Origin of the sequence: Streptomyces sp. NBC_01255 (assembly GCF_036226445.1) — a bacterium.
In the GTDB taxonomy this organism is placed as follows: Bacteria; Actinomycetota; Actinomycetes; order Streptomycetales; family Streptomycetaceae; genus Streptomyces.
In genome coordinates, this window is the sequence record NZ_CP108475.1 from 43,469 (window position 1) to 55,912 (window position 12,444).

General features: G+C 69.0%; 10 protein-coding genes. 7 read left to right on the forward strand and 3 right to left on the reverse strand.

What is annotated here, in order from left to right; translation table 11 throughout:
- Positions 1-25 precede the first annotated feature (25 nt).
- Genes OG357_RS38220 through OG357_RS38240 form a run of 5 tightly spaced genes read left to right on the forward strand, consistent with a single transcriptional unit; the run spans position 26 to position 5,253 of the window.
- On the forward strand, positions 26-265 hold the full coding sequence (locus tag OG357_RS38220) for a hypothetical protein (RefSeq protein WP_329625875.1): 240 nt from the start codon (positions 26-28) through the stop codon (positions 263-265).
- Between the two features lie 22 nt (positions 266-287).
- Positions 288-698, forward strand: a complete 411-nt coding sequence (locus OG357_RS38225; protein WP_329625876.1) for a TadE/TadG family type IV pilus assembly protein — start codon at positions 288-290, stop codon at positions 696-698.
- A 32-nt stretch (positions 699-730) separates the two neighbouring features.
- Complete coding sequence (locus OG357_RS38230) at positions 731-1,159, forward strand: TadE/TadG family type IV pilus assembly protein (RefSeq protein WP_329625877.1); 429 nt, start codon at positions 731-733, stop codon at positions 1,157-1,159.
- Positions 1,156-1,596 carry a pilus assembly protein TadG-related protein gene (locus tag OG357_RS38235; protein WP_329625878.1) on the forward strand — a complete coding sequence of 147 codons (441 nt, stop codon included), beginning with the start codon at positions 1,156-1,158 and terminating at the stop codon, positions 1,594-1,596. Before OG357_RS38230 ends, OG357_RS38235 begins: the two co-directional genes overlap by 4 nt.
- Positions 1,597-1,602: 6 nt before the next feature.
- Positions 1,603-5,253, forward strand: coding sequence for a LysM peptidoglycan-binding domain-containing protein (locus tag OG357_RS38240; protein ID WP_329625879.1), 3,651 nt, complete (start codon positions 1,603-1,605; stop codon positions 5,251-5,253).
- Between the two features lie 508 nt (positions 5,254-5,761).
- On the opposite strand, the gene OG357_RS38245 is transcribed toward OG357_RS38240, so the two are convergent.
- The 3 genes from OG357_RS38245 to OG357_RS38255 all read right to left on the reverse strand — a co-directional run bounded on the left by OG357_RS38245 (position 5,762) and on the right by OG357_RS38255 (position 9,807).
- The gene (locus tag OG357_RS38245) at positions 5,762-7,513 is read right to left on the reverse strand and encodes a DUF2637 domain-containing protein (protein WP_329625880.1); all 1,752 of its coding nucleotides are present in this window, start codon (positions 7,511-7,513) and stop codon (positions 5,762-5,764) included.
- A 249-nt stretch (positions 7,514-7,762) separates the two neighbouring features.
- Positions 7,763-8,017, reverse strand: a complete 255-nt coding sequence (locus OG357_RS38250; protein ID WP_329625881.1) for a hypothetical protein — start codon at positions 8,015-8,017, stop codon at positions 7,763-7,765.
- Positions 8,018-8,199: 182 nt separating this feature from the next.
- A complete protein-coding gene (locus OG357_RS38255; protein WP_329625882.1) occupies positions 8,200-9,807 on the reverse strand; it encodes a hypothetical protein in 1,608 nt (535 codons plus the stop codon).
- A 411-nt stretch (positions 9,808-10,218) separates the two neighbouring features.
- Between OG357_RS38255 and OG357_RS38260 the strand changes: the two genes are divergently transcribed.
- The gene (locus OG357_RS38260; protein WP_329625883.1) at positions 10,219-11,367 is read left to right on the forward strand and encodes a ParA family protein; all 1,149 of its coding nucleotides are present in this window, start codon (positions 10,219-10,221) and stop codon (positions 11,365-11,367) included.
- Positions 11,364-12,431, forward strand: a complete 1,068-nt coding sequence (locus OG357_RS38265; protein ID WP_329625884.1) for a ParB/RepB/Spo0J family partition protein — start codon at positions 11,364-11,366, stop codon at positions 12,429-12,431. The genes OG357_RS38260 and OG357_RS38265 overlap by 4 nt, the downstream gene beginning before the upstream one ends.
- Positions 12,432-12,444 lie beyond the last annotated feature (13 nt).

The window sequence follows — 12,444 nt, forward strand, 5'->3', positions numbered from 1 at the left end:
ACCACCCGAAGGGGGAACCCACCTCATGAAGACCAGCCCGCTGCTCCGCGCCCAGGCCGCCGTGACCACCCGCGCCTGGGCCATCCGCTCGCGCCTCGAAGAAGCCCACCAGGACGCCAAGGCCCGTGGTGACCGCGGCGACAGCCCGATCTCTACCGTGGTGATCATCGTCGCCGCCGTCGCCGGAGCCGTCATCATCGCCGGCGGCCTGGCCCTCGCCTACTCGCGGGCCAACGGCAAGCTCAGCGGCATCCTCGGCGGCTGAACCCCGAGAACTCAGACGCCTCGTGTTCACCGCCCTCGACCCCGCCGACCGGGACAGGGGATCGGCACCGCTCCAGGTGGCGATCCTCTTCCCGGTCGTGATCCTGCTGATCCTCGCGATGGTGCAGGGCTTCCTCGTCGCCTACGCCCACAACGTCGCCGCAACCGCCGCCCGCGAAGGCGTCTCCGCAGGCCGCATGTACGGGGCAGGGCCAGGGGACGGGGCGGCCAAGGCACGCGCAGCGGTGAACACGCTCGGCGGAGACCTCCTCGTTGACAGCCACGTATCCACCACGGGCAGCACCGCCGACCGCATCCGGATATCCGTCCAGGGCCGCGCGATCTCCCTCCTCCCCGGCATGGGCGGCTGGCCGGTCACCGCCTCCGCGTCTGGGCCCGTCGAGCGATGGACCACCGCCGCAGGAGGCCGATGATGCGCAGCCCACTCCACCGCCTTCGTCGATCCGTGCGACACGACGCGGACCGGGGCGACGCTGCAATTGAGGCGGTCATCGTCGTGCCCCTCCTGATCGCGATCGCCCTGGTCGTCATGGCCGGGGCCCGTCTCTCCCTCGCCGGGCAGAAGACCGACGCCGCAGCCCAGGCCGCCGCCCGCGCCGCCTCCCTCGAACGCACCCCCGCTGCCGGACAGTCAGCCGCCCGCCGCGCGGCCGCCGACGCCCTCGGCGAGCGGAACCAGGCCTGCTCCGCCACCCGTGTCACGACCGACACCAGCGGCCTGGGCGCCGAGCTCGGCCAGGTCTCCTCGGTCACCGTGACCGTCTCGTGCACCGTCCCCCTGGGCGACCTGCTCCTCCTCGGCGGCGGCCCCGACGTACGCACGATGACCTCCTCCTTCACCTCGATCGTCGACGCCTACCGGGAGCGCGGATGAGCCCCAAGCACCCCAGACGGTGGAACTGGAAAGACGACCGCGGCGCGATCTCCCCCTTCGTCGCCATCATCACCGTCCCTCTGCTCTTCCTCGGAGGCTTCCTCGCCGTCGACGCCTTCGGCGTCACCCGCGCCCACGAACGCACCGACGGCATCGCCACCGAAGCAGCCCGCGCAGCCGCCCAGGCCATCGACCCCGCCCGCGCCGTCACCGGCGAAGGCGTCGTCGCCGACCCCGAGACCGCCGCCTCCGCCGCCCGCGCATACCTCAGCAAGGCCGGGGTCCACGGCACGGTCACCGTCTCCGGTGACGGCCGCCGCATCACTATCCGCGCGACCGGCACCTACCAAGGCGTGTTCGTCCCCAACACCTGGACCGTCCACGCCAGCAGCTCCGCGACCCTGCTACACGGCACGACCCGACCTGTGAAGGACTGACCGCTGATGCCCGCTCCCCGCTCCCTCGGGCGGCGCCTGCTGCGCGCCCTGGTGTCCACGGTCGTCCTGACCGCTCTCCTGGCCGGCCTGCCCTGGCTCCTCTACGCCACCACCACCGCCGTCTGGGGCCAGGGCACCGACGCCATCGCCCACCTGCTCACCCGCCAGGACACCGGCGCCGCCTTCATGCTCGCCCTGTGCGCGATCGGCTGGATCGCCTGGGCCAGCTTCACCCTCTCCGTCCTGCTCGAGATCCCCGCCCAACTCCGCGGCCGCCGCGCCCCAGCCCTTCCCGGACTGCGCCTGTCACAACGTGCCGCCGGCACGCTCGTTTCCGGGGTTCTCGTTCTCTTCGCCTCCAGCACCCTCGCCTCCGCGACCCCCGCCCTCGCAGCGCCCATCACCGCCACCGCGGCGGCTGACATCGTCCACCCGGGCTCTGTGACGACGGCAGCACCGTCCGAGCGCGCCGCCGAGACGGCCGGTACGGAGCGGGCGGCAGCGCCTACGTACACCGTCCGCGACGCGCGGCCGGCCGAGAGCCTGTGGAGCATCGCCGAGAAGCTCTACGGACACGGCGAGCTCTACACGAAGATCGCCGACGCGAACGAAGGCCAGCGAATGGCCGACGGCACCATCTTCAATGTCGACGCCCCGATCCAGCCCGGATGGATCCTCGCTCTCCCCCACGCCCCCACAGACACCACGCCCCCGGCTGCCGCAGGTCCCACCATGCACACGGTGAAGGAAGGGAGCAGCACTCACCAGCGCACGGGAGAGGCCACCCGCGCCAACGCTGCGGCGAGCCAGACGGTGGTGTCCGGGACGGAGCCCGGGCTGCAGCACACCGCAGGTCCGGCGGCCGGGGACACCAGTGACAGCCGCTTCCCCGCGGGTGCAGCCGGTACCGAGCAGCCGACCGAAGTGACGGTTCGCGAAGGTGACAGCCTCTGGGAGATCGCCGGCGCACATGGCAACCCCGAGAACTGGACCGCCATCTACGAGGCGAACAAGGGCGAACCGATGCCGGGCGGCGGCACCTTCAACAACCCCGACGTGATCCTCCCCGGCCAAGTGCTGGACCTACCCGGAACCAAAACCCCCAGCGCACCGGCCCCGGACCGCAGCACGGCCAAGCCGAAGACACCCGCTCCGACCGAGGACACCCAGCCCTCGGAGGAGCTGCCATCCCCGAGTACCCCCGGAGCGGGCTCCGAGGCCGACCAGGACGCCCCGCCCGCCGCCACCCCGTCTCCTTCCCCCACCGCTCAGCCCCCGACCAGCCCGGCCCCCGTCCCCACCCCCAGCGCCACGAGAACTCCAGTGCCCGCCGTCGATCCGAGCGCCAACGACTCCGCCGGCATCTTCCTGTCCGCAGCGGGGGGCACTCTGGTCGCGGGGGGCGTGGTACTGATGCTCCGGCGACGGCGCACCCTGCAGCGGCGCCGCCGTGAAAACGGCACAGCCATCGTGATGCCCACCGGTCGTGCAGCGGTCACCGAGCAGGCACTGCGCAGCATGGACTCAACCTCGGAACTGCTGCTTCTGGACACCGCGCTGCGTACGCTCGCCTCCCGCCTTGCTGCCGAGGATCGGGCGCTGCCGCCTCTGGCGGCCGTTCAACTGGGTGCCGAGGGCATCCTGCTGCACCTGTCCGAGACCACGGACAACAGCGATGCCAAGAACCCGCTCGAGGCGGTGGCTCCGTTCACCGCCGTCAAGGACCGGCCAGAGCTGTGGTGGTGCCCGGCCAGCTCCACCGAGCTCATGGACAACGACGAGCTTGCCGAGGTCGCCGCTCCGTACCCGGGACTCGTACAACTGGGGGAAGACACCAACGGCGGCGTCCTCCTCATCGACCTGGAGGAGTTCGGTGCGCTGCACCTGACGGGAAGCCGCCGCCTGCAGATGCTGCGCACCTTGGGCATCTCGCTGGCCTTGTCTCCGCTGGGCCAGGTCGATGTCCTGGTCGCGGGTGAGGACACCGCCCCGGGTCTGTCGCTGCTCGACGCCCAGCGGGTCCAGCCGCATCAGGACCTCGAATCGGCCGCCGCCGCAGCGGGTGCACACCACGCCGACCAGCAGCAGCTCATGGCCGATGTGGATCTGCCGGATCTGTTCCACGCCCGTGTGTCGAACGACGCCGAGGAGTTCCAGCCCCTGGTGGTGCTCTCCGATCTCGATACCTGCCCTGCTCCCGAAGCCGTCAGCCGGCTGGACAACATCTTGGACGCCGAGCCTCTGTCGTCCACCGCGGTGATCACCAGCGGAGCGCAGCCCGCCCGTGCGGCCGCCAATGAGGTGTGGGAGATCGACACCGATGCCCCCGTCCTTACAGTGCCGAACACCTCGCTGCACTGCGTGCTGTCGATGTGCAGCGACGACGAGTACGCCGACATCCTCACGCTCGCGGTGACAGCGGACTCCCCCACCGGCGTACCTGCCGCAGAACCTGTCCCACTGGCCAAGCTCCTCCCCGGTCTCGAGACCGCCACGGCCACCGTTCCCTCACCGGAGCCGGGCCCGGGTACAGGTAGGGCGGCGACGAGTCTGCTGTCAGTCCTCGCCGATCTCGACGAGGATCCTCAAGACGCGGGTGAGGAAGAAGATCAAGAGGAGGACCGGTCTGAGGCCGACGGCGAAACCGTTGTCGAGGCTTCGGCGACCGCCCTTCCTTCCGCACCCTCTGCCGGTGCCACCGTCGGCAGCGCTGGCGTCATTCCGGTAGTGCCGGTGATGCCTGCCTCCGCAGCGCCGGGGCACGTGGTCCTCCCCTCCTCGCGAGCGCTGCCACAGATCAGTGTCCGGCTGCCCAGCCCAGTCCCGTCCACTCCCCCAGCACAGTCTCCCGCCAACGCTGTCGCGCTCGCAGCCGGTTCACCCGGGGCAGAGCAACCGGACGTCAACTTCCCCCAGGACCGGCCCGTGGTCAGCATCCTGGGCACGGTGGAGGTCACCGGAGCCCGCGGCACGGTCGACTCCAACCGCCGCACCCGGGCCATGGAACTGGCCGCGTACCTCGTCCTTCACCCCGGCGCCACAGCCCCTCAGATCGACGAGGTCCTCTCGCCTCGCGGCGGGCTGACCAACCCCAATACCCGCAACACCCGCCTGCGTGATGTGCGGCGGTGGCTCGGCCTCGACGATGAGGGCCAGCCCTTCTTCCGGCGCATGGCCAAGCACACCGAAGGCCATCGGCTCGTCGGGGTGGAGTGCGACTGGATCCAGTTCCAGCTCCTCAACGACGTTGCTCTCCAGGTCCCCCGCGACCAAGGCCAGGGGCTGCTCCGCCGCGCGCTCGAACTCGTCCGCGGCCGCCCCTTCTCCGGCGTCAGCTCCACCTACTACAGCTGGGCCGAGCCGATCGTGGAGGACATCAACGACAAGGTCGTCAACAGCGCCAGCCTGCTGGCGAACTGGTACCTCGAAGCCGGTGACGGCCCGGGCGCGCTGTGGGCCGCCAGCCGCGGCCTGGAGGTAGCCCGGGAACGCGAGGAGCTCTGGCGCCACCGCTTCCGTGCCCTGGCTCTCCTGGGTGACCACTCCGGACTCGAGGAAGCCATTCAGCGGCTTGAGGCTCTCCTCGTGGACCACGGGTGGGCCATGGAAGAGGAGACCTCCGAGGCCATTCGTATGGTGCAGGCCACCCGCCGCTGACCCATCACCGCAAAGGGGTGGGACCGCCGAGCCGGTGGTCCCACCCTTTTCCGTTCCCGACCGGCTCCGGGGCGCCGCGCGCTCTCTTGGCCACGGCTCACCCGTCCGTGATCACAGACGGGCCACGCACTCGCCCTGGCTGTCCGGTGGCCGCCTTCCGAGGAAGCCGGCGATGTGGTGGGTCACTGTTTGGGTCACTGCGTGGGTTGCTGTTCCGCCGGTGACCCAAACAGTGACCCACCACTAGAAGCACAGGTCAGAGCAGTCGGGTCACTCCTGAGCGGGAGGGTGCCCAATCACCGGCAGAGCCGGATCCTGTCGCCGGTTGAGCAGACGGTGAGCAGGCTTTGACGGTCCTCTCGCAGGCCCGCTTCCTGCCTCGACCGATAGGCCTTCCGGGCCGGCGACGTGCCGCTGCCTGATGCCAGGTGTCCGTCCTCGAACGCCGCAGGGCGGCACCCCTCAAGAGAGACGGGTGCCGCCCTGCGGCCGAACCAGATGGAGCGGGTCAGCCGGTGTAGCCGTTCTTGATGAGGTCGGCGGCAGCTTGCCGGCGTTCGCTGGCAGCCGTACGGGCGACATTGAGAACGCTGCCGATCTCCTCCAGCGTCACGGCGTACATGTCCGGCTCGATGGGCCGCTCGTGCTCGGGGAGAGCATGGTGAGCGGCCAGGATCATGCGGGCCACCTGACGCTCGCCGCGCTCACGGGGGCTCAGGCGGGCGGCGTCGTCGGCTTCCTGCGCGGCCAGCTCGGCCCGGGCCGCTGCCTCGCGGGCGAGAGCGGTACGCCTGTCGGCCTCCGCCTGTCGTGCCACGGCTTCCTTGCGCTCCGCCTCCGCGGTCTGCGTTGCTGCCTCTGCCCGGGCTGTCTCCGCCTCCACCTGTACGCGGATCAAGCGGTCCTCCTCGGACCGGAGCCGGGCGGCCGCGGCCCGAGCCTCGGCTTCGGCCTCGGTGGCCGTCTTCTCCGCCCGCTCCTGCCGTGCCGCGGCACGCTCCGCCTCCACGGTCTCGCGTTCCGTCTCCGCGGCCAGCCGCTCCGCCTCCACTGCCTTCCGTTCCGCCTCCGCAGCCTGCCGCTCCGCCAGCCGAAGGGCCGACTCCGCCGAGAGCAGAGCGGTCTTCTCCGCTGCCTCCGCTGCCGCCTTCGCCGATGCCTCGGCCGCATGGGCCTCCGTCTCGGAGGTGGCGGTCTGTGCCGCGATGTGATGTTCGGCCGTGGTCACCTTCGCACCGATACTCATGCGCCGGATCGTCGCGTCGGCCTGGCGCTCCTCCTCTTCCAGTGCGCGCTGCGCATCGCGCTCGGCGGCGGCCGCGATCCTCGCCTGTTCGGCGTCCAGGCGCCGGTCGGCGTCCTCCTGCTGCTTGCGGGGCAGGTCCAGGGCCTCCTCCACACCCAGCCCGAAGGGTGCCAGGGTGAAGGGCAGCATCTCGGCAGCTCCGGCCTTCCTCTTCCATTGGCGGCCGTGCTGGTGCTGGAGCCAGGCCCGGTAGACGGTCCGCTCCTGCTCCATGGCGACCATCTGGGCATAGGAGGTGACGGCCCAGAGCTTCATCCGCCGGAACAGGAACCAGGTCTTCCAGGGGGACAGCAGCCAGCGATGGAGCGGGATGCCGTCCGACTCGATCGCCAGGACCAGCTTGTTGGTGCGGATGATCAGGTGGCGTAGGGCTTCAACGACGGCGACGAAGAGCAGCGGGAGGACGCCGTGCATGAAGGCGCCCAGCGGGTCATCCTTCACCGGCTTATCACCCGAGGCCGCGTTGAACAGAATCGTGGCCAGGGTCAGGATATGGGCCACCAGCCGCAGCACGGGCTTGGGCATCCGCCGCGAGACCAGAACCAGGTCCAGGCCGTACATGGCGATGATCCCCGCATCGATGCCGATCGGGAAGACGTACGAGTAGGCACCGAATCCATGAAACTGAGCAAGGTCCCGCAGCGCGGCGTAGGAACCGGCGAACCCGATACCGGCGACACCGGCCGCGCAAACGCCAGAAATGACGACCACCCAACGCATCGCCTTCATCGACCAAGGCTTGGGCGTGGCCGGGGTATCGGCCTTCTCCCCGGAGGCCGCCCGGGTCGGGGCTCCACCTGCGGGCGGAACAGCTCCGCCTGTGGGCGGAACGCTGTTCCGTGCAGGCGGAACGGTCGGCTGGATCCCCGGAGCAGACTCGTCTGCCCCCGGAGCGGCTAGTGCCATCGCCCGCGGGGCAGCCGGAGCCTGGTCTTCCGTCAGCACATCACGCATCCGCACAGTCTGCCTGCAGGTACGGACAGCCGGAGCGCGGGGGCCGCTTCCCGGAGCGACGCTCCGCTCTGCGGAGTGGAGCATTGGCCGGTCGAGGCGATGGTCCGCAGCAACGCTGCATGGGCTCGACATGCACGGCTAGACATTGCGTGGGAGCCGCGGGCTCGTCGTCTTCGATCTGAGGCCATCCGCGCTCGTGCGGCGCCCCTGGATGCTGGCACGAGAGCCTGCGGCGTTCATTGTTGAAACCTAGCCCGCGGCGGCGGCTCCGGCGTGCCGGGCCTCCATCGCAGCAATCACCCGCTGCCGGGCCAGCCGCCGGGCCTGCTTGAGCTTCGCGTCGGCCAGCAGGAGGGGCGCGAACCAGATCCAGCCCCACACGCTGTAGGAAACAGTCCCGCTCAGCACCAGCGCCTTGTTCGTGGCGAGGACCAGCACGAAAGTGGTGACGTACGCGGCAACTCGGTGGCGGCACGCTTCAACCCTCGCTGAGAAATTTGGCATCGCCGCCAGCCCTCCACCCGGACCGCTCTGACTCCAGTGAGACGCACTCAGGGTGAGACAGGAGTGTCCTGTCTCACCGAAGTTTGAGCAGTCTCAACGAAGTTTGACCGGCCATTAACGAGGTCACTCGACCGCAACTGGCAGTGGCGTGGACGCCAGTACAGTGACAGCCGTCCGTCCGCTCAGGTGTCGGCGGGTTCGTCATCTGTCGTTGCTGGCTGCGTCTCCGCGGCGAGCACCGGGAACCTGGGCCAGGCGATGTGCTCGAGCAGCCAGGCCGGGAGAGACCAGATGCCGTGGCGTTCGTGCAGTTCATCGCCGTACACGGCCACGGGGTAGGCGTCGGGCCTCTGGAAGCCGTCCCGGCTGCCGCCCCACCAGGTGTCCGCGTCGTACTCGCACTCCACGCCGATCGTGCCGACCAGTGTTCCCTCGTCATCGTTGCCGAGCCGGAGGTCGATCTCCGCGGTCCAGTTCTCGCCGTCACGGGTCACGTCGATGACGACGTGAGCGCCCGTTCCCGGGATGTCGAACTGCTGCCGGTCCTCGAGAACTCCGTCCTTCACCGCGATGCCGGGGACCGTGTTCAGGGCCTCGATTAGATCAGTTTCCGCTTCGTCGCTCTCGTCGAAGGCCCGCTCAAGGAGTATGGCGGTGGCGTCGGTGTCGGCCGACATGGAGGTGATGACCCCATCAGCGAACTGGAACGTGAGGTTGGCGCGCACCAGGACGTTGCTGATCGGAACGACCGCTACTTCAGGGTCGCCGCCGTGCAGCAGCCTCTGGATGGTTGCCTCGCCGGTCGCCAGGAAGAACACCATCGCGTCGGCGGTCTCCCGATTCGCCGTGCCGGGGTCGGTGGGTTCACGCCTCCGGTCGGCTGGCGTCTGCTCTGCGCTCTCACCCGCTTCTACGCGGACGACCCCGATGCCGGCCAGCGCGACGAGGCCGGTCACGGAGGCACCGTAGCTGCTGGGGCTGAGGCCGGTGTCTTCCTCATCTAGCTTGCGGGTGAAGGCCGCTTCCAGCCCCACGATGCGGCCGATGTCGAGCGCATCCTCGTCCTGCTGATCGGCGGGAAGAAGCGCGGTCAGGTAGCGGATGATCGCGGAGCGCGCGTGCCCGTCGTCCACGCTGAGGTCGAAAAGCGTCGGACGCAGCTGGGCCAAGGTCCGCAGATTGGGTACGGGCTTCTTCCACGCCTCAAACGCTGCGGGGACGTCGCCGTCGCTGGTGACGATGAGGACCTCGTCTGGGTCAGCGAGTTCGAGGACATCACGGAGCCAGGCGCTGTCGCTCGCGCCCGTTTTGATGGCCTCGGCGGGGTCTGCCGCTCCCTTGCGCTTCGCTGGGGGGCGGAGGAGAACCTGGTCCTTCAACCCCTCGATTGCGCTGCGGCCGGTGAGCTTGATGATCTTCACGTTAGGGACCTTGGCGAGGTTTTCCAGCACCGCTGTGATCACGTCGTCGCGAGTGGCGTATCCGGTTGGCGCTGGTACGTCGAGGCCCGCGCTCTGCAGCCGCTTTCGTTCGCTGCGGGCCGCGCCCTTCAGGACCTGCCAGTCGCTGGCCAGGTGTTCCGCCCACTCCCAGGCAACGGGTTCTGGCACCCAGGTCTCGACTCCCATCCCAGCGAGGCGCCGAGCCCAGCGGCCGAGTTGGTCGAGGTCGGGCCGCGCGTGGCCGTAGGCGTTCGCGTCGAGCACTACGGCCTTGAGCTTCTCAAGGTCTTGTGGGGTGAGGCGGACCTGCGCTTGGTCCGCCGGTCGCGGTCGGGGGGTGCGTGCCATGCCGGGATTCTTCCAGGACGACGTGGCTGTGCGGTCCAATTGGTCAAGATCACCTGACGCTGTCTCTCCTGCAGCCTCCGCGACCGCGACGCCGAGCGCGCCTAAACGAAAACCCCAACGCCATCGAAGACGACACGTTCTGAACCAGTGGGCGAACTTCGATGAGACAAACCCTCACCGGTCAAGCTTCGGCGAGACTCGTCAAACTTCGATGAGACGGGTCACCGGTCGCCCGAAACGGACGAACACCCTAGATCGCCAGAAAAGCGACGCCCAGAATGGGGGTCTGTACGGCCGATCTCATGGTCGCCGACATGAAGGGGCGTCAAGAGTCGCACCAGGCCCCGAGAGGGGCGCACAGCGGTGTGGCGGCTACTTCAAGACACAGTCGACCTAGTAATGTTCGGCTGCATGAGCATCCCCAACCCCCGAGGGGAGCGAGAGAAGCTAATTACCTCCCTCACTCCTCAGCTGCGCAGGCATTTGAAGATCCGGGCCTTTGAGCACGGAATGGACATCCAGGACGCGGCCGAGCACGCCATCAACGCCTGGTACACCGAAGAGGATCTGCCGGAGGTGAAGACCGAGGGTGCGAAGACCTGGGGCACCTTCCTCCCGGCCGGCGAGCCCGACAATTTCAAAGCGGCCTGCTCCGAGCGTGGGGTCACCTACGTCCAGGGGCTCGCGCAGGCGCTGACCCTGTGGCTCGAGAGGCACCCCTCTCCGTCCGCACCTCTGGTCGCTCAGCCGGTCGTCCGGATCCTGATCGCCAATCAGAAGGGCGGGGTCGGTAAGACGTTCCTGTCCTCCGGGATCGCCCAGGCGCTCGCCGAGGCCGGCAAGCGCGTGCTGCTCGTCGACTACGACCCTCAGGGGCACATGACCGCCGAGCTCGGCTTCGAGGACCTCATGTACGAGGACGACGTCGAGACTCTGATGATGCACATGGACGGATCAGCCAAGGCGCACATCGGCGAGCTGCTCGTCGCCCTCGACGGCGAGATCTTCGGAGACAGGCTGCACCTGTTGCCCGCCTCTGACGACGCCTTCCTGCGCGACGTGGTCCTGTCGAAGGTGAGCTTCAGCGAGGCGGCGCTCGAGCGCGCTCTGGAGCCGATCGAGAACGACTACGACGTCGTCATCATCGACGGGCCGCCGAGCCTCGGCCTGAACATGGACACCGCGCTGTACTACGTCCGCCGGCGCGACGGCGAGCTCGCCGACCGCTCAGGGGTGCTCACCCCGGTGTGGGCCAACAAGGCCTCGCACCGCGCCTTCCGCCTGTTGAGGTCCCAGATGGAGGACCTGCAGAAGAAGGGCCGCATCTCGGTCGACTACCTCGGGCTGATCGTCAACGCCTACGACAGCCGCCGAGGGAAGCTCGTGCAGCACAACAAGCAGGAGTGGGAGAAGAGCAGCTCCCCCTCCGTCCTCGCGGTGATCGGGGACCTGAAGGAAGGCCGGGAGGCGGCAGACGGCGAGATCCCGCTGCTTGAGTACGCCCCGGACAGTGAGCATGCGCACGTGATGCGCGAACTGGCGAAGGAGCTTGCCGTATGACCCGGCCGACCCGTCGCGTCACCGCTGGATTCAGCGTGGACGGCGAAGAGGGCACCGAGAAGCCAGCACCACGGCGGGTGCGAACCCGCGACCAGATCATGAAGGGCGAGGGCAAGCGGCCCCCGGCGTCGGTCGAGCTGAAGCTCCTGGCGCACAACCCGTTCAACCCCCGGGAAGAACTCACCGAGATCGAAGAGACGGCGGCGTCCCTTCGCGAGCGGGGACAGATCCAGCCCGTCACGGTGGCACGGCGGGCAGCGTTCCTGTCGGCTCACCCTGGGCAGGAAGAGGCCCTCGGGGAGGCGGAATACGTCGTCCTCGACGGTAACCGTCGACTGGCAGCGGCCAAGGAGGCCGGTCTCGAAGAGCTTCGTATCGACGTCAACGACGCCCTCGCGGCGACGGCCGCGGACATCCTCGAAACCGCTCTGATCGCCAACGTCCACCGCGTGGATGTCGCTCCCCTGGACCAGGCGCGGGCCCTGCAGGAGCTAGTCCGCTTCCACGGCTCGCAGGGGAAGGTCGCCAAACGGCTCGGCATGACCCCCCCTTGGGTCTCGCAGCGCCTCGCACTTCTGGAGCTCACGGACGACCTGCAGAAGGAGGTCGAGACCGGCAATCTGAAGGTCGAGCCAGCCCGCCGGATCGGCCGCCTGCCCAAGGAGAAGCAGGCCGAGGAGGCGCAGAAGGCCATCACGGCGGCCAAGACGCCCCGCCAACGGTCCCCTCGTTCGGAGGCCAACGAGGGCCAGACCGTTAACGCCGTTAATACCCCAGCTGCCGGAACCGACGACCAGACGACCCCGGACGTAACCGTTAACGCCGTTAATACCCCGACCGCCGGAGTCGACGAGCAGGGGAGTCTGGGCGAAACCGTTAACGCCGTTAATACCCCGGGGCCGGCGGTGGCAGGCCAGCAGCAGCTGATCGTGCCGTGCTCCTCCCCGGAGCAGGTCGTGGATGCCCTGGTGGCAGGGCTCTCTTCGGAAGATCTGCTGGCTGTAGCGGAGCTGCTGCTCGATCGTGTCTCCAACGTCTCCGCAGCCGAGAAGGTCAGCGCGTAGCCGACCACCCTGA